Origin of the sequence: Ralstonia pickettii, from assembly GCF_000607165.1 — a bacterium.
Taxonomy (GTDB): domain Bacteria; phylum Pseudomonadota; class Gammaproteobacteria; order Burkholderiales; family Burkholderiaceae; genus Ralstonia; species Ralstonia holmesii.
In genome coordinates this window covers 1-16,807 of sequence record NZ_JFZG01000006.1, presented here as the reverse complement: position 1 = coordinate 16,807, position 16,807 = coordinate 1, and the positions used below count along the sequence as shown (strand labels likewise).

At 62.2% G+C, this 16,807-nt stretch carries 16 protein-coding genes; 15 read left to right on the top strand and 1 reads right to left on the bottom strand.

Going from position 1 to position 16,807, the window contains the following annotated elements; translation table 11 throughout:
- Positions 1-58: 58 nt before the first annotated feature.
- Genes ccoN through BG83_RS0106250 form a run of 7 tightly spaced genes read left to right on the top strand, consistent with a single transcriptional unit; the run spans position 59 to position 5,297 of the window.
- Complete coding sequence (ccoN, locus tag BG83_RS0106280; RefSeq protein ID WP_024975923.1) at positions 59-1,516, top strand: cytochrome-c oxidase, cbb3-type subunit I; 1,458 nt, start codon at positions 59-61, stop codon at positions 1,514-1,516.
- Between the two features lie 10 nt (positions 1,517-1,526).
- Positions 1,527-2,210, top strand: coding sequence for a cytochrome-c oxidase, cbb3-type subunit II (ccoO, locus tag BG83_RS0106275; RefSeq protein ID WP_012435344.1), 684 nt, complete (start codon positions 1,527-1,529; stop codon positions 2,208-2,210).
- Positions 2,211-2,213: 3 nt separating this feature from the next.
- Positions 2,214-2,396, top strand: a complete 183-nt coding sequence (locus tag BG83_RS0106270) for a cbb3-type cytochrome oxidase subunit 3 (protein WP_009238364.1) — start codon at positions 2,214-2,216, stop codon at positions 2,394-2,396.
- 12 nt (positions 2,397-2,408) lie between these two features.
- Positions 2,409-3,332: a cytochrome-c oxidase, cbb3-type subunit III gene (gene ccoP, locus BG83_RS0106265; RefSeq protein ID WP_024975922.1), complete on the top strand. Its 924-nt coding sequence runs from the start codon at positions 2,409-2,411 to the stop codon at positions 3,330-3,332.
- Positions 3,329-4,792 (top strand): cytochrome c oxidase accessory protein CcoG, encoded by a 1,464-nt coding sequence (ccoG, locus tag BG83_RS0106260; RefSeq protein WP_024975921.1) that lies wholly within the window; start codon positions 3,329-3,331, stop codon positions 4,790-4,792. The genes ccoP and ccoG overlap by 4 nt, the downstream gene beginning before the upstream one ends.
- Positions 4,793-4,818: 26 nt before the next feature.
- On the top strand, positions 4,819-5,046 hold the full coding sequence (locus BG83_RS0106255; protein ID WP_024975920.1) for a FixH family protein: 228 nt from the start codon (positions 4,819-4,821) through the stop codon (positions 5,044-5,046).
- Entirely contained in the window at positions 5,043-5,297 is a 255-nt protein-coding gene (locus BG83_RS0106250) for a hypothetical protein (RefSeq protein ID WP_004626404.1), read from the top strand. The genes BG83_RS0106255 and BG83_RS0106250 overlap by 4 nt, the downstream gene beginning before the upstream one ends.
- Positions 5,298-5,318: 21 nt before the next feature.
- Here BG83_RS0106250 and fnr read toward each other — a convergent pair whose 3' ends face one another.
- Complete coding sequence (fnr, locus tag BG83_RS0106245) at positions 5,319-6,047, bottom strand: fumarate/nitrate reduction transcriptional regulator Fnr (protein ID WP_080693650.1); 729 nt, start codon at positions 6,045-6,047, stop codon at positions 5,319-5,321.
- 181 nt (positions 6,048-6,228) lie between these two features.
- On the opposite strand from fnr, the gene BG83_RS0106240 reads away from it, so the two are divergent.
- From BG83_RS0106240 to truB, 8 genes are all read left to right on the top strand, one after another.
- Entirely contained in the window at positions 6,229-6,972 is a 744-nt protein-coding gene (locus BG83_RS0106240) for a sulfite exporter TauE/SafE family protein (RefSeq protein WP_024975919.1), read from the top strand.
- Positions 6,973-7,458: 486 nt separating this feature from the next.
- Positions 7,459-8,304, top strand: coding sequence for an SMC-Scp complex subunit ScpB (scpB, locus tag BG83_RS0106235; protein ID WP_024975918.1), 846 nt, complete (start codon positions 7,459-7,461; stop codon positions 8,302-8,304).
- Positions 8,305-8,396: 92 nt separating this feature from the next.
- Positions 8,397-10,181 (top strand): pseudouridine synthase, encoded by a 1,785-nt coding sequence (locus BG83_RS0106230; protein ID WP_024975917.1) that lies wholly within the window; start codon positions 8,397-8,399, stop codon positions 10,179-10,181.
- A gap of 205 nt (positions 10,182-10,386) precedes the next feature.
- Positions 10,387-10,875 (top strand): ribosome maturation factor RimP, encoded by a 489-nt coding sequence (rimP, locus tag BG83_RS0106225; protein WP_024975916.1) that lies wholly within the window; start codon positions 10,387-10,389, stop codon positions 10,873-10,875.
- Positions 10,872-12,347: a transcription termination factor NusA gene (gene nusA / locus BG83_RS0106220; protein WP_024975915.1), complete on the top strand. Its 1,476-nt coding sequence runs from the start codon at positions 10,872-10,874 to the stop codon at positions 12,345-12,347. The genes rimP and nusA overlap by 4 nt, the downstream gene beginning before the upstream one ends.
- A 62-nt stretch (positions 12,348-12,409) precedes the next feature.
- Entirely contained in the window at positions 12,410-15,304 is a 2,895-nt protein-coding gene (gene infB / locus BG83_RS0106215) for a translation initiation factor IF-2 (protein ID WP_024975914.1), read from the top strand.
- 128 nt (positions 15,305-15,432) lie between these two features.
- On the top strand, positions 15,433-15,804 hold the full coding sequence (rbfA, locus tag BG83_RS0106210) for a 30S ribosome-binding factor RbfA (RefSeq protein WP_004626422.1): 372 nt from the start codon (positions 15,433-15,435) through the stop codon (positions 15,802-15,804).
- A gap of 1 nt (position 15,805) precedes the next feature.
- On the top strand, positions 15,806-16,762 hold the full coding sequence (truB, locus tag BG83_RS0106205; protein WP_024975913.1) for a tRNA pseudouridine(55) synthase TruB: 957 nt from the start codon (positions 15,806-15,808) through the stop codon (positions 16,760-16,762).
- The last annotated feature ends 45 nt before the right edge of the window (positions 16,763-16,807 follow it).

The window sequence follows — 16,807 nt, the reverse complement described above, 5'->3', positions numbered from 1 at the left end:
CGAATGTCGCCCCATTCTTAACATGACCCTATCAAACCAACACTCTCGGGGAGCAAGCATGCAATCGTCCAGCGCGTTGCAGCCCACCCAGACCTTCAATTACCGCGTTGTTCGCCAGTTCTCGATCATGACGATCGTCTGGGGCATCGTCGGTATGGCGGTCGGTGCGCTGATCGCGGCCCAGTTGATCTGGCCGCAACTGAATTTCGGGGTGCCTTGGCTGACCTATGGTCGGCTGCGTCCTCTGCACACGAATGCCGTCATCTTTGCGTTTGGCGGCAGCGCTCTGTTTGCGACGTCTTACTACATCGTGCAGCGTACCTGCCAGGTGCGCCTGCTTTCCGACAAGCTCGCCGCCTTCACGTTCTGGGGCTGGCAGGCAGTGATCGTGGCAGCCGCCATCACCCTGCCGCTGGGCTACACAAGCTCGAAGGAATACGCCGAACTCGAATGGCCGATCGACATCCTGATCACCGTGGTGTGGGTGGCCTACGCGATCGTGTTCTTTGGCACAATCGTCAAGCGCAAGACCCGGCACATCTACGTGGCCAACTGGTTCTTCGGCGCCTACATCATCACGATTGCGCTGCTGCACATCGTCAACAACGCTGAGTTGCCGGTGTCGATGTGGAAGTCGTACTCGGCTTATGCCGGCGTGCAGGATGCGATGGTGCAATGGTGGTACGGCCACAACGCAGTGGGCTTCTTCCTGACCACCAGCTTCCTGGGCATGATGTATTACTTCGTGCCCAAGCAGGCCGAGCGTCCGATCTATTCGTATCGCCTCTCGATCGTCCACTTCTGGGCGCTGAATTTCACCTACATGTGGGCGGGTCCGCACCACCTCCAGTACACGTCGCTGCCCGACTGGGCGCAGTCGCTGGGCATGGTGTTCTCGCTCATTCTGCTGGCCCCATCGTGGGGCGGCATGATCAACGGGATCATGACCCTCTCGGGTGCCTGGCACAAACTGCGCACCGATCCGATCCTGAAGTTCCTCGTGGTGGCACTGTCGTTCTACGGCATGGCGACGTTCGAGGGCTCGATGATGTCCATCAAGACCGTGAATGCGCTGTCGCACTACACCGACTGGACGATCGGCCACGTGCACTCCGGCGCCCTGGGCTGGGTGGCAATGATCACTATCGGCTCGATGTACTACATGATCCCGCGCCTCTTCGGCCAGCAGAAGATGTACAGCACGCGCCTGATCGAGGTCCACTTCTGGGTGGCGACCATCGGCGTGGTGCTCTACATCGCTGCCATGTGGGTAGCCGGCGTGATGCAGGGCCTGATGTGGCGCGCCACCGAGGCTGACGGCACGCTGACCTACAGCTTTGTCGAAGCGGTGAAGGCAACGTACCCGTTCTACCTGATTCGTTTGGCTGGCGGCCTGTGCTTCCTGGGCGGCATGCTGCTGATGGCATTCAACGTGTTCAAGACCATCCAGGGCAGCAAGGCAATCGATGCACCGATTCCTCAATCGGCCCAGACCCCGATGGTCGCGGCTCAGTGAGGAGGGGAACATGAGCAATCAATCCAACAAGTTTTTCTCGCACGAGACGCTGGAAAAGAACATCGGCTTGCTGATCGTGATGACGCTCGTCGTCGTCAGCATTGCCGGCCTGGTGCAGATCTTGCCGCTGTTCTTCCAGCATTCGACCACTGAACCGGTCAAGGGCATCGCCCCGTATTCACCGCTGCGGCTGGCGGGGCGCGATATCTACATCCGCGAAGGCTGCGTTGGCTGCCACTCTCAGCAAGTGCGTACGCTTCGCGCTGAGACCGAACGCTACGGCCACTATTCGCTGGCTGGCGAGTCGGTGTTCGATCACCCGTTCCTGTGGGGTTCCAAGCGCACGGGCCCGGATCTGGCGCGCGTTGGGCAGCGCTATTCGGACGACTGGCATCGCATCCACCTGCGTGATCCGCGTGAAGTGGTGCCTGAGTCGAACATGCCGTCATATGCGTGGCTCTCGAAGACGCCGCTGGACAACAGTGACATCGAAAAGAAGATGCATGTCCTGCGTCAGCTGGGTGTTCCGTACACGGATGCCCAGATTGCCGGGGCGCGCGAGCAACTCGCAGGCAAAACGGAAGAAGACGCCGTGGTCGCCTATCTGCAAGGCCTTGGCGTGGAGCTGCGTAACGTCCGGGACGTGGCTGTCGCTCCGGCTGCTGCGCCTGCCACCGTTGCAGCCAAGGAGTAAGCCATGGCCATGCTGAGTGCAATTGCGACTGCCGTCTTCCTCGTGTTGTTCGTCTGCATTACCTGGTGGGCATTCTCCGCGCATCGCCGCGCTGCGAATGCGGAATCGGCCATGCTGCCGTTCCTGCTGCCCGATGAGGCCGAGGTCGCCGGTGCGCGCGCAGACGCGTCGCGCCCGCATCAATAAGGACACAGAATCATGAGCGACTTCATTTCGGAGTTCTGGGGGTATTACATCGCAGCGATCGCCTTGGTTGGCATCGTGTGGTGTGTCTGGTTGCTGTTTTCGCAGAGGCGCATTCAGATTGCGCCCGGTCATAGCGCGGGCGAGGACACCGGCCATGTATGGGACGGCGACCTGCGCGAACTGAACAACCCGCTGCCACGCTGGTGGATGTGGATGTTCCTGCTGTCGTGCATCTTTGCGTTGGGGTACCTGATCCTCTACCCGGGGTTGGGTTCATACGGCGGCGCCCTCGGTTTCTCGACACGGGGCGAATTGGCCGCGCAGCGCGCTGCAGCCGATGCACAGGTCCGTCCGGTCTATGAGCGTTATGCCAGCATGGACATCAAGCAGATCGCCGCCGACCCGCAGGCCCATGAGATCGGCCAGCGCCTGTTCCTGAACAACTGCGCGCAGTGCCACGGCTCCGACGCCGGCGGCTCGAAGGGCTTCCCGAACCTGACCGACAGCGACTGGCTGTACGGCGGCGAGCCCGAGACGATCCTGACCACCATCACCAAGGGGCGTCACGGTGTCATGCCATCGCTGGCTGCTGTGGTGGATGGCAACCAGGCTGTCAACGTGGCCAACTACGTGCGCTCGCTGTCGGGCCTGTCTTACGACCCGATCAAGGCAGCGCGTGGTGAACCGACGTTCAAGTCGGTCTGCGCGGCCTGCCACACGGCAAGCGGCAAGGGCAATCAGACACTTGGCGCACCTAACCTGACCGACCGCGTCTGGCTGTACGGCAGTTCGGAAGCAACCATCGTCGAGACCATTCTCAAGGGTCGTGACAACACGATGCCGGCGCACGAGAACCTGCTCTCGCCGGAGAAGATCCGCATGCTGGCGGCCTATGTATGGGGTCTGTCGAATAGCAATACGAGTCACGCGCAATGAGCGACAAAGAACCAGCCTGGCGCCCGATGACGCCCGCCACTGCGGCGGCGGGCGCCGAAGACGCACCCACCGAGCAGATGCTCTATGAGGTCCGGCGCAAGATTTATCCACGCGCCGTGACCGGCGCCTTTGCGCGTTGGCGCGTCTGGCTGGTGCTGGCCACGCAAGCCATCTTTTATGGCTTGCCGTGGTTCCAGTGGAACGGTCGCCAAGCAGTGCTGTTCGACCTGGGCGCACGCAAGTTCTACCTCTTTGGCCTCGTGTTGTGGCCGCAGGATGTCATCTATCTGACGTTGCTGCTGGTGCTGTCGGCGCTGGCGCTGTTTCTATTTACGGCGGTGGCGGGGCGGCTCTTTTGCGGCTATGCCTGTCCGCAGACGGTCTACACCGAGATTTTCATGTGGATCGAGCGGCACATCGAAGGAGATCGCTTCGCGCGCATCCGCCTCGACGGTGAGCGTTGGAGTCTGCGCAAATTCCGCCTGAAGGCCGCAAAGCATTCGGCTTGGATCCTCATCGCCCTGTGGACAGGCTTCACCTTTGTGGGCTTCTTCACGCCAATCCGCGATCTGGGCATGGAGACCTGGACGCTGTCGCTCGGTCCTTGGCAGACATTCTGGATGCTGTTCTACGCATTTGCGACGTGGGGCAACGCCGGTTTCATGCGCGAGCAAGTCTGTCGGTACATGTGTCCCTACGCTCGTTTCCAGAGCGTGATGGTCGATCCCGATACCTATGTTGTGACTTACGACACCCAGCGCGGCGAGCCGCGCGGCAGCCGTTCGCGCAACGCCGATTTCGAAGCTCAGGGTCTGGGTGCTTGCGTCGACTGCAGCATCTGCGTGCAGGTGTGCCCGACCGGCATCGACATCCGTCAAGGGCTGCAATACGAATGCATCGGTTGCGGTGCTTGCATTGACGCCTGTGACCAGGTCATGGACAAGATGCGCTACCCGCGCGGTCTGATTCGCTACACGTCAGAACGCGCGATGCTTGATCGGCTCAGCCCGAAGGAAGCCCGGCGACATCTGCTGCGTCCGCGTGTGCTGATCTATACCGGGATCATGCTGGTGCTCTTCACCGGGTTCATCGTGGCGTTGGCCATGCGGCAGCCACTCAAGGTTGACGTCATTCGTGATCGTGGGGCACTGGCGCGTGAAGTGGACGGCGGCAAGATCGAGAACGTTTATCGCCTGCAACTGATGAACGCCTCCGAGCACCCCATGCGCGTGACCATCACTGCAGAGGGCATGCCGGAACTGGACGTGGAGGGCGGTCGCGGCGAGTCGACCACATTGGAACTGCCGCCGGCGGCTAACCGGCTGCTGCCAGTGCGCGTACGCCGGCCGGCCGACGATGCCGCCCCCGGCTCGCACAAAATCCGTTTCGTCATCCATGCAGACAGCGGTAGCGACAGCCTCGTACTGCGCGAACCGTCGAGCTTCATCGTGCCGCGCTGATGCGGCATCCCCAACAGGAGGCAACGATGCACGCAACGCAATCTTCCGCACAGGCCCGTCCTTGGTGGCGCGAGCCCTGGCCGTGGCTGCTGATGGCAGGGCCGTTCGTCGCCATGGTCGGCTGCGGCGTCACAATCTGGCTGGCGGTGTCGCATCCCGACGCTGTTATTCATGACAACGTCGTGCGGCGCGGTTTGGTCGTTGAAAAGACGGTCGTGACGCCGGCGCATGCCATTCACACGGAGGCCCGATGAAGCGTCGACTGCTGATGTGGATTCTGTGGCCGGCATTTCTGTCGGCCGCGCTGGCTGAGCTGGTGGTCTTCGCGGTGGTCGACCCCGCAGACCTGCGTTTTTTCGGCGAGCAGATCACGGTGTCGGCCCAAGCGGTCTACACCGTGTCGTTCTTTGTGTTCTGGTTGTTGTGCGGATTGTCGAGCGCGCTGACGCTCTATGTGTCACCGGGCATTGGCAAGCTGGAAGCGCATGAACACCCGCTCGTCTGAGCGGGCGCCATGGAGGGCAGCTTAGGCCGCCTGACCGCTCATGACCTGGCGCAGGCCGGCCAGGTCGATCAGCTTGACGTGGCGTTGGCGGATCTGGATGAGACCCGCTTCGGCAAAGCGCGAGAACAGGCGGCTGACCGTTTCGAGCTTCAGACCAAGATAGCTGCCGAGTTCTTCGCGGCTCATCCGCAGGACAAACTCGGTCGACGAATATCCACGCTGGGCCGAACGCTTCGAGAGGTTTAGTAGGAACGCTGCGAGACGCTCCTCCGCACGCATGGAGCCCAGCGTGAGCAGCATCAGATGATCCTGCGAAATCTCCTTGCTCATGATGCGCAGGAACTGATGCTGCAGCGAAGGCAGCCGGCGCGAAAGGTGCTGCAACTCGTCGTAGCGCACCACGCAGACTTCGGTATCTTCGAGCGCGGTGGCGTCCGACACGTGGCGCATGTCGCCAATGCCATCGAGCCCGACGATTTCACCCGGCAGGTGGAACCCCGTGATCTGGTGTCGACCGTCTTCAAGCGTCAGATGGGTTTTGAGCGTGCCGAAACGAATGCCATAAACCGCTTCCAGCGGCTCGCCCAAGGAATAGAGCGATTGCCCCTTCTTAATGCGGATGCGCTCGCTGACCAAATCGTCCATCTTGCGCACGTCGTCCGAGTTCATTCCCACCGGCAGGCAGATTTGCCCTAGTACGCAGGTGGAGCAACGCGAGGCTTGATCGGTAAGTGCGATTCGAGTGAGCACGGGTGGGGGCGACTGAATTTCGGGAAAGTGAAATGAGTAATTCTTGTGATGCTGCTGCAGCTTATTATAACGGCGACCTTCTTGTCCTCGGACATTTCCGATGCGGCAAAAGGCGTCGATTACGCTTAGTTCGCAACAGTAAAACGAAAACCTTGGTCCATATCAAGAGAGCGTCAGAAAGATGAGTGCCGCAGCGCTTCTGAGCGTTTTCCTGATTGCATTGCTCGGTGGTGTGCATTGTCTGGCGATGTGCAGCGGTATCGCACTCGCGGCCGAACGTGGAGCTGTGGCGGTGCGGATCGTGTCCCGTCGCCGGCTATGGTTTGAGCAGGTCGTCATGCATGCCGGCCGGCTGACCACCTATGCGTTGCTGGGCGCAATCATGGGTGCGATGGGCGCGACTGTCTGGCGGCAGCAATGGCTGCCGATTCAACGCGGCTTGTTTGCCTTCGCTAGCGCATTGCTGGTCGCCTACGGGGTTTTGCTGCTTGTTCGTTCCGCTGGGGATGCGTGGCGCAGTGTGTGGCTTGAGCGCTTGCTTGGCCGCGTGGCAGGTGGCCTGTCTCGAGGGGCCGCCACGGTGGGAAGTAGGCTGCAACGTCAGCCGCCGTTACTACGCCGCTATCTCACTGGCATGGCCTGGGGGCTGGTGCCGTGTGGCATGGTCTACGGCGCATTGGCTGTGGCGTTGTTGGCGGGCAACGCCGCCTCCGGGGCCGTGGTCATGCTCGCTTTTGGTGCCGGTACGCTGCCCAACCTGCTGATGATGTCTGGTCTGGCTGGGTGGCTGCGCGGGCTGTCGCGCCAGCGATGGGCGCGGGGCGCGGCCGGCATCGCCATCGCCGGGTTTGGGGTCTGGGGGCTGGTTCACGCAATCTGGTTGCCAGAGATGCTTAACGCACACGGATTCTGTCTAGTGCTGTAGGTGTTTAAGGCGCGCGGAAATTGCCATCCGGCCTGGGATGGGTGGCTAGGGCATCTTCCCGGTTGCGGCGTCGCTGGAAATTGCCCTACAATCGACAACAATTCGATTCGCCACCCGCGCAAATCAACAATCCCAAGCGCGGCGCCAAGCGATGCCATCCAGCGGTAGAGTCACCCTGGACAGTCGACTCGGGCAGGCTGCCGTTCTTCTTGGTAGTCGTCCGGTGCAGTATCCGTTCCCATGGCGGCGGAAGAAATTGCCCTTGTGGTGCCTGACCGGCACCGGATCAACTCGCTCCTCCGGCCCTACTTTACGGGCACAGCCACTGCGTTTTGGTGCAGAGTCCAATTGAATTAATTGGCCTTCGCGTGCCGGGCCCGGGCGGGCAACAGCATTCAGAAATGCCGCGTGCTTCGCGGCGGGACGACAAACCTCAAGCGTGACGGCGACTGGCCGCGCGCGAGCAATGACGAGCCGCTCAACCCGATGAATACCCAAGAGGCGAAGATCGTCCTCGAAACCGCGCTGATCTGCGCGCAGGACCCGTTGCGAGTCAATGACTTGCGCAAGCTGTTCGACGAAGATGTTTCCGCAGACACCATCCGTGTGCTGCTCGAAGAGCTGCGCCAGGACTGGTTGAATCGCGGTGTCGAACTGGTCGCGCTGGCCTCGGGCTGGCGCCTGCAGAGCCGCCCGGAAATGCGCGTGTATCTCGATCGCCTGCATCCGGAAAAGCCGCCAAAGTATTCGCGCGCTGTGATGGAAACGCTGGCGATCATCGCTTATCGCCAGCCGGTCACCCGCGGTGATATCGAAGACATTCGCGGTGTGACGGTCAACACGCAGGTCATCAAGCAGATTGAAGACCGCGGCTGGATCGAGGTCATCGGTCATCGCGACGTGCCAGGCCGCCCTGCGCTGTATGCGACGACCAAGCAGTTTCTCGACGACCTTGGCTTGCGTTCGCTGGACGAACTGCCGCCGCTTGAAGATGCCCGCGCCCAGGCGCAGGCGAGCCTGCTGGAGCAGGGCGCCATCGAATTCGAGGGCGGTGCAATTGCGGTGGAAGAGCTGACGGCGATGGTCAACGACGCGCCGGAAGGTGCTGAGAGCGTAGCGGCTTCGGTGGAGGACTCTGCCGGATCGCCCGTTGCCGAGGCTTCCGTCGAGGCAATTGCTGAAACGCCAGCGCAGCCCGTTGAGGTTGCGGCGGGTGGCGAGCCAGCGCTGGAAACCGAGTCGCAAACAGTGAATGCGATCGAGGTTGCAACTGAAGACGAGTACAAAACACCGATCGAGCCGCCTGCGGCTCCCGCCAATGAACATTCGTGACGCCATGCCCACCGCACAGTCGGTGCATGGTCTGAACCCCTAGATTTTTTGAAGACGTTGTGAGCACCCAGTCAGACTCCATGGATACACGTATGCCGGCCGACGCCGACGCTCAGCCGCCGCGACAAGACGGCGGTGATGGGACTGAGGCCGCGCCTCGTCGCAAGGGATTGCGCCGAGGCTTGCGCAACCTTGTGGCTTCGCGCCGCCAGCAGCAGGACGGCCGCCCTGAGGGGGAAGCTGCTGAGGCGGGTAGTGCGGACGCCGGCCAGCCTGCGCAACCGCGCAAGAGCCGCGCGCCACGGGCACGCAAGCCGAAAGAGGCGGCTGGTGAGCCGGCGACCGTTGCCGCAGAAGGTGCTGCTCCGGCAGAACAGGCGCCAGCAGAAAGCCAGGGGGAGCGACGTGGTCCGCGCGGCCGTTTCGGCAAGAACCGTCGCCGTCAAGGCGAAGGCCAACCGGCGGAACGCGCCGAGCGCAGCGAACGTACGGAAGGCGCTGGCGGCAAGAATGCCGGCGGTCGTGGCAAGCAGCCGAACCACAATGGCAAACCGCAGGGCAAGGCTGGCGGCCAGACCCAGAATCGAGGGGGCAAGGGGCTGAAGAGCGGCAAGGGCTCCGAAGACGTCTTCCAATACGTGATTTCCGGCGCGTACGATTCGGAGGTTGACGCTGGAGGTGCATCGCAGCCCCCCAAGGTGCGCGAACTGACCTCCGACGACGACGCTCCCAAGCTGCACAAAATCTTGGCTGATGCCGGGCTTGGCTCGCGCCGCGACATGGAAGACCTGATCCTGCAAGGTCGCGTCTCCGTGAACGGCCTGCCGGCCCACATCGGCCAACGCATTCTCGCGACCGATCAGGTGCGCGTGAATGGCAAGCTGATCCAACGCAAGCTGCCGAACAAGCCGCCGCGCGTGCTGCTGTATCACAAGCCGGCCGGTGAAATCGTGAGCCAGTCCGATCCGGAAGGCCGGCCGACCGTGTTCGACGCGTTGCCACGCATGAAGACGGGCAAGTGGGTTGCAGTCGGCCGCCTCGACTTCAATACCGAGGGCCTGCTGATTTTCACGACCTCCGGCGACATCGCCAACCGGTTCATGCACCCGCGCTATGGCGTTGAGCGTGAATACGCGGTGCGTACGCTTGGTGAGCTGGCCGAAACTGACCGTCAGAAGCTCTTGCACGGCATCCCGCTTCAGGACGGCGAAGCCAACTTCCTGCGCTGCGTCGATGGCGGCGGCGAAGGTGTCAACCACTGGTACCACGTCGCCCTGACCGAGGGGCGTAACCGCGAAGTGCGGCGCATGTTCGAGGCGGTCAACCTGACCGTGTCGCGCCTGATCCGTACGCGCTATGGCAGCTTCGTATTGCCACGCGGGCTTAAGCGCGGGCGCTGGCAGGAAGTGTCGGCCGACGATGTGCGTACGCTGATGGGTACGCTGGGCATGAAGGTGCCGACGGCCAGTTCTGGCGGTGGGCAAGACCGCCAGGGCAATCGTCGCCGTGGGCCCGCGCCGGTGTTGATGGGGCCGATGTCGTCCGGTTTTGCGGGGGAAGCCAACTTCCAGTCGCGCGGTATGGGCGTTGAGAACGGTAATCGCGCGCAACCCGCGCAGCGCCGTCCGTCGAGCCCGCGTCAGCCCGATCCGATGCAAACGTCCATGGGCTACATCAATGTGGGTGGTCCCACCACGCTGACAGCGCGCACCCGTATGGGTGAGCGCCCGAATGGCCGCGGCGGCGCGGCCGGCGGCGGTGGTATGCGTGATGGCAATCGCGCGCCCGGCAGCAAGCGCCCCGGAAAGAGTGGTGGTGGTGTCCCGAGTGGCAATAAGGCGCCGCGCGGTGGTAGCAAACGCGGCGGTAAGCGTTAAAAATGCGGGCGTTGTGTGCGGCGTTCGTCGCAACGCCCCATTTTGTGGCGGCTTCTAGGCAATTTTTGCGTTTTGCCTCGAAACGTATTACAATGAGAGTCTAATCAAAAGTCATCCTGCAGAAGATGGGCGAATGATATGGGCGTTGCGCCCATTTTTTTTGCTTCCGCAGGTTGGTCATACCGGGAAATTCTTCAGGAAAAACGTGCATTTGACTGATCTGATTGAGAAAACCCTCACCGCCATGGGTTACGAGCTGGTGGAAGTGGAGCGCGCGCCCGCCGGGCTGCTGCGCGTGTATATCGATCAGGCAGAGAACGGCATCGTCATTGAAGATTGCGAAAAAGTGAGCCATCAGCTCACGCGCGTGTTCGAAGTTGAAAACGTCAACTACGAACGGTTGGAAGTGTCGTCGCCCGGGCTGGACCGCCCGCTGCGCACGCTGGCCGACTTCACGCGCTTCGCCGGCCTTGAGGTCAAGGTGACGTTGCGCCTGCCGGTGGGCGGGCAAAAGAATTTCACGGGAATCATTCAGGCTCCGACGGGCGAGCCAGGCCAGGAACGAATCGGCCTTGAGTTTGAGGGCAAGGAAGGCCCCGCGCTGCTGGAATTCACGCTGTCGGAACTCGACCGCGCCCGGCTGGTGCCTGTGCTGGACTTCAAAGGAAATCGAAACAAAGGGAACAAGCAATGAGCCGCGAAGTTCTGTTGCTCGTCGATGCGCTTGCGCGCGAAAAAAACGTCGACAAGGATGTGGTGTTCGGGGCGTTGGAGGCCGCATTGGCTTCCGCGACCAAGAAGCGCTTTGAAGAAGACGTGGATGTGCGCGTGGCGATCGACCGTGAGTCGGGCGAACACGAAACCTTCCGTCGCTGGCTCGTCGTTCCCGACGATGCAGGCCTGCAGGAACCGGACAAGCAGATTTTGCTGTTCGAAGCCAAGGAGCAAAATCCTGACCTCGATGTCGACGACTTCGTCGAAGAGCAGATCGAGTCGGTCGAGTTCGGCCGCATTGGCGCGCAGGCGGCCAAGCAGGTGATCCTGCAACGCATTCGCGATGCCGAGCGGGAGCAGATCCTGAACGATTACCTGGATCGTGGCGAGAAGGTCATGACCGGCACGATCAAGCGCGCCGACAAGAAGGGCCTGATCGTTGAAACCGGCCGCGTCGAGGCGCTGCTGGCCCGCGACCAGATGATCCCGAAGGAAAATTTGCGCACGGGCGACCGCGTCCGCGCGTACATCTTGAATGTCGACCGCACCGCACGCGGCCCGCAGATCGAGCTTTCGCGCACCTGCCCAGAGTTCCTGATCAAGCTCTTCGAAAACGAAGTGCCGGAAATGGAACAGGGCCTGTTGGAGATCAAGGCCGCCGCGCGCGATCCTGGCGTGCGTGCGAAAATCGCGGTCGTTGCGCACGACAAGCGTATTGACCCGATTGGCACCTGCGTCGGCGTGCGCGGCACCCGCGTGACGGCTGTGCGTAACGAAGTTGGCGGCGAGGCTGTGGACATCGTGCTGTGGTCGGAAGACCCGGCGCAGTTTGTGATCGGTGCGCTGGCGCCGGCGCAAGTGCAGTCCATCGTCGTGGACGAGGAAAAGCACAGCATGGACGTGGTGGTCGACGAGGAAAACCTCGCCGTGGCCATCGGCCGTAGCGGCCAGAATGTCCGCTTGGCGTCGGAGTTGACCGGCTGGCAGATCAACATCATGACGCCGGCAGAGTCTGCGCAGAAGCAGGCAGAAGAAAGCTCAGTCGTTCGCCAGTTGTTCATGGCGAAGCTGGACGTGGACGAAGAGGTTGCCGACATCCTGATCGAAGAGGGCTTCAGCTCGCTCGAGGAAGTGGCTTACGTGCCGCTGCAGGAAATGATGGAAATCGAAGCGTTCGACGAAGACACCGTCAACGAGCTGCGCAACCGCGCTCGGGACGTGCTGTTGACGATGGAGCTGGCGAAGGAAGAAAAGGTCGAGAAGGTATCGCAAGACCTGCGCGACCTCGAGGGGCTGACCCCGGAGCTGATCGGCAAGCTGGCCGAGGGGAACATCCAGACGCGTGACGACTTGGCCGAGCTGGCCGTGGACGAATTGGTCGAGATGACCGGCGTCGACGAAGAACAAGCCAAGGCGCTGATCATGAAGGCGCGTGAACACTGGTTTTCGTGAGTCGCATAAGCGTTGATCGTTTATCGCAATTCTCACTGAAACCAAGCATCGAAAGGGTTTGAATGGCAAGCACAACAGTTGCCCAACTCGCTGGCGAATTGAACCGTAGCGCATCAGCGCTGCTGGAACAATTGCAAGCCGCGGGCGTGCAAAAGGCGACGCCGGAAGACGTCATCACCGAATCGGACAAGACCCGACTGCTCGACTATCTCAAGCGAGCACACGGCAGCGCCGAGGATGGCGCGCGCAAGAAGATCACGATCACCAAACGCGAAACCAGCGAAATCCGCCAAGCGGATGCCACCGGCAAGACGCGTACCGTGCAAGTGGAAGTTAAGAAGAAGCGCGTGCTGGTCAAGCGTGATGAGCCGAACGCGGCACAGGCTGAATCGGAGGCCGCAGAAGCTGCACCGGTGGTCGATGCCGAGGAAGTTGCGCGTCGCGAGGAAGAACAGCGCCGCCAGGCCGAATTGCTAGCCCGGCAGGAAGCCGAGCTGAAGGCGCGCCAGGAAGCGATGGAGCGCGAGGAGGCTGAGCGTCGCGCCCGCCAGGAAGCAGCGGAAGCCGAGCAGAAACGCCAGGCTGAACTTGCTGCCAAGAAGGCGGAAGAAGAAGCCGTTGCAGCCCGCGCTGCCGCTGAAGCGTCGGACGAAGCCCCGCGCCGCAAGGCCGAGGAAGACGCCGCACGTCTGGCAACCGAGCGCGAAGCCGCGCAGAAGGCTGCTGACGAAGCGCGCGTTGCTGCCGACAAGATCAAGGCCGAGGAAGACGCCGCTCGCAAGCGTCGCGAAGCTGCTGAAGCCGAAGCCCGCGCCATCCGCGAGATGATGAGCGCCCCGGCTCGTGTGCTGAAGACGCCCGCCGAGCGTAAGGCTGAAGAGGTCAAAAAGGCCGAGCAGTTGGGCACGCTGCACAAGCCGGTCAAGCCGGCTGGCGAAGCACGCCCGGCTGCGGCTGCCAAGAAGCCGGCTGCTCCGGCACCTGCCGCTGCTGCACCGAGTTCGCCTACGGGTGACAAGAAGGGCGGTCGTGGCAAGTCGGGTTGGCAAGACGACAACCGTGGTGGCAAGCGTGGTGGCCTGAAGACGCGCGGCGACACCGGCGGCGGTGCCGACGGTTGGCGCTCCGGCTCCAAGGGCGGCCGCAACCGCCATGGCGACGACAACCGCAATGCCTTCCAGGCACCGACCGAGCCGGTCGTGCGTGAAGTGCATGTGCCGGAAACCATCTCTGTGGCCGATCTGGCGCACAAGATGTCAGTCAAGGCCGCCGAAGTCATCAAGCAGATGATGAAGCTTGGCCAAATGGTCACGATCAACCAGGTGCTGGACCAGGAGACCGCGATGATCGTGGTCGAAGAAATGGGCCACCAGGCGGTCGCGGCCAAGCTGGATGATCCGGAAGCGCTGCTGATTGGCGGCGTGGAAGAACCGACGAATGCCGAGGCAGAAACCCGTCCGCCGGTCGTGACCGTCATGGGTCACGTTGACCACGGCAAGACCTCGCTGCTGGACTACATCCGTCGTGCCAAGGTTGCGGCAGGCGAAGCCGGCGGCATCACGCAGCACATCGGCGCATATCACGTCGAAACCGATCGCGGCGTCATCACCTTCCTGGACACCCCGGGTCACGAGGCCTTCACGGCTATGCGTGCACGTGGTGCCAAGGCAACCGACATCGTGATTCTGGTGGTGGCTGCCGACGACGGCGTCATGCCGCAGACGAAGGAAGCCATCGCCCACGCGAAGGCGGCCAAGGTGCCCATCGTGGTGGCGATCACCAAGGTCGACAAGCCCGAAGCCAACCCCGACCGCGTCAAGCAGGAGCTGGTGGCTGAGAGCGTGATTCCGGAAGAGTACGGTGGCGATGTGCCGTTCGTGCCGGTGTCCGCCAAGACTGGCGAAGGTATCGACAGCCTGCTCGAAAACGTGCTGCTGCAGGCCGAAGTGCTGGAACTGAAGGCGCCGGTCAATGCGCCGGCCAAGGGCCTGGTGGTGGAAGCGCAGTTGGACAAGGGCAAGGGTCCGATCGCTACGGTGCTCGTGCAGAGCGGTACGCTCAAGCGCGGCGACGTGGTGCTCGCGGGCACGGCCTATGGCCGCGTGCGCGCCATGCTGGACGAAAACGGCAAGCCGGCCAAGGAAGCTGGCCCGTCGATCCCGGTGGAAATCCAGGGTCTGTCGGAAGTGCCGGGCGCCGGCGAAGAAGTGCTGGTGCTGCCGGACGAGCGCAAGGCACGCGAAATCGCGCTGTTCCGCCAAGGCAAGTTCCGTGACGTGAAGCTGGCGCGCCAACAGGCTGCCAAGCTGGAAAACATGCTGGAACAGATGAGCGAAGGCGATGTGAAGTCGCTGCCGCTGATCATCAAGGCAGACGTTCAGGGTTCGCAGGAAGCATTGGTGCACTCGCTGCAGAAACTGTCGACCGACGAAGTGCGCGTACAAGTTGTGCACGCCGCCGTGGGTGGCATCACCGAGTCGGACGTCAACCTGGCAACCGCGTCGAAGGCCGTCATCATCGGCTTCAATACGCGGGCCGATGCGGGCGCACGTAAGCTGGCCGAGCATCAGGGCATCGACATCCGCTACTACAACATCATCTATGACGCTGTGGATGAGGTGAAGGCGGCGATGTCGGGCATGCTCTCGCCGGAAAAGCGCGAAGAGACGACGGGCCTTGTCGAGGTACGCCAAGTCTTCCACGTGCCGAAGGTTGGCGCCGTCGCCGGCTGTATGGTGCTGGACGGTTTCGTCAAGCGCAATTCGCTGGTGCGGGTGCTGCGTGCGAACGTGGTTATCTTCTCGGGCGAACTCGATTCACTCAAGCGCTTCAAGGACGATGTGAAGGAAGTGAAGCAAGGCTTCGAGTGCGGCCTGTCGATCAAGAACTTCAACGACGTTCAAGAAGGCGATCAACTCGAGGTCTACGAGATCACCGAGGTGGCGCGTACGCTGTAATACGTTAGCCGGACGCTTCGGTGTCCGGCTCGACTTTGCGACGGTGGCCCGGGCGCGTCCCGCGCCACCGTTTTGTCTTTTTGGGCCGCGCCGGCGTGTGCTGGCGGCGCCCATGTGAGGAACACACTATGCCGAAGAAATCGGGATCGGCCGCTGGCCGCAACGTGCGCATCGCCGATCAGATCCAGCGTGATCTGGCCGAATTGATCCAGCGCGAAATCAAGAACCCGGCGATGGGCCTGGTGACGCTGCAATCCGTGACGCTCACGCCTGACTACGCGCACGCCAAAATCTACTTTACGGTGCTAGGTGCTGAGCCGGAAGTTGCTGGCGCCATTCTGAACGAGAAGGCGGGCTACCTGCATTCACTGTTGTTCAAGCGCCTGCACATCCACACGGTGCCGACACTGCATTTCCACTTTGATGGTTCGGTCGAGCGCGGTATCGAGATGTCGCGTCTGATCGATGAGGCCAACGCCACGCGTGCCAAAGACGATTGAAATGGCCGAACAACATGTGCCCACGCCACAAAAGCCACCGCGCCGCGATGTGCATGGCGTGCTGCTGCTGGACAAGCCGATCGGCTGGTCGAGCAACGATGCGCTGATTCGCGCTAAGCGCCTGCTGTGGGCAAAGAAGGCGGGGCATACCGGCACGCTCGATCCGCTGGCTACGGGCTTGCTGCCGCTGTGCTTTGGCGAGGCGACCAAGTTTTCGCAGGATTTGCTCGATGCAGACAAGACGTACGAAACCGTCGTGCGTCTTGGTATCAAGACGAGTACCGCAGACGCGGAAGGCGAGGTGTTGAACGAGCGCCCGGTATCGGTCACGCCCGAGCAACTGCAGGCAGCCATCGCGCGCTTTGTCGGCGAGATCGACCAGGTGCCGCCGATGCACTCTGCGCTGAAGAAGGACGGCAAGCCCTTGTACGAGTACGCGCGTGCGGGTCAGACCGTGGAACGCGCTGCGCGGCGGGTAACGATTCACGCGATCGATGTGCTGGCGACGGATCTAGAGTCGACGGAGCCGACGATCACGTTGCGCGTGTCATGCAGCAAGGGAACGTACATCCGCACGTTGGGTGAAGACATTGGCGAGGCGCTGGGCTGCGGCGGGCATCTGGTTGCGCTGCGTCGCACGCAGGTCGGCAACCTGACACTGAACGGCGCCGTGACGCTCGAATCGCTGGATGCAGCCCCTGAAGATGCCCGCGCCGCATTGCTGGCGCCAGTCGATGCGCTGTTGCAGACGCTGCCGCGTGTGGAGTTGGATGCGGAAGAGAGCCGCCGCTTCCTGCATGGTCAGCGCTTGCCGTTGCGATTGGCGTTGCCGAACGCAGATCAGGTACGCGTGTACGGCTTGCGTGAGACGATAGAGGCGGGCGCCACGGCTTCGCTGCTCGGAGTGGCTGCTTGGCAAGATGGTGTGCTGCGACCGGGGCGGCTCGTGCATCTTTAAGCCGATCGACCGGCAAACAAAAAAGCCACGCAGCTACGCGTGGCT

Bases quoted from the DNA above. Each gene is read 5' to 3' on its own strand.
- BG83_RS0106240 (WP_024975919.1), top strand. From the start codon at position 6,229: ATGAGTGCCGCAGCGCTTCTGAGCGTTTTCCTGATTGCATTGCTCGGT.
- ccoP (WP_024975922.1), top strand. From the start codon at position 2,409: ATGAGCGACTTCATTTCGGAGTTCTGGGGGTATTACATCGCAGCGATC.
- nusA (WP_024975915.1), top strand. From the start codon at position 10,872: ATGAGCCGCGAAGTTCTGTTGCTCGTCGATGCGCTTGCGCGCGAAAAA.
- ccoN (WP_024975923.1), top strand. From the start codon at position 59: ATGCAATCGTCCAGCGCGTTGCAGCCCACCCAGACCTTCAATTACCGC.
- BG83_RS0106270 (WP_009238364.1), top strand. From the start codon at position 2,214: ATGGCCATGCTGAGTGCAATTGCGACTGCCGTCTTCCTCGTGTTGTTC.
- truB (WP_024975913.1), top strand. From the start codon at position 15,806: ATGGCCGAACAACATGTGCCCACGCCACAAAAGCCACCGCGCCGCGAT.
- ccoG (WP_024975921.1), top strand. From the start codon at position 3,329: ATGAGCGACAAAGAACCAGCCTGGCGCCCGATGACGCCCGCCACTGCG.
- rbfA (WP_004626422.1), top strand. From the start codon at position 15,433: ATGCCGAAGAAATCGGGATCGGCCGCTGGCCGCAACGTGCGCATCGCC.
- scpB (WP_024975918.1), top strand. From the start codon at position 7,459: ATGAATACCCAAGAGGCGAAGATCGTCCTCGAAACCGCGCTGATCTGC.
- ccoO (WP_012435344.1), top strand. From the start codon at position 1,527: ATGAGCAATCAATCCAACAAGTTTTTCTCGCACGAGACGCTGGAAAAG.
- BG83_RS0106250 (WP_004626404.1), top strand. From the start codon at position 5,043: ATGAAGCGTCGACTGCTGATGTGGATTCTGTGGCCGGCATTTCTGTCG.
- BG83_RS0106255 (WP_024975920.1), top strand. From the start codon at position 4,819: ATGCACGCAACGCAATCTTCCGCACAGGCCCGTCCTTGGTGGCGCGAG.
- BG83_RS0106230 (WP_024975917.1), top strand. From the start codon at position 8,397: ATGCCGGCCGACGCCGACGCTCAGCCGCCGCGACAAGACGGCGGTGAT.
- infB (WP_024975914.1), top strand. From the start codon at position 12,410: ATGGCAAGCACAACAGTTGCCCAACTCGCTGGCGAATTGAACCGTAGC.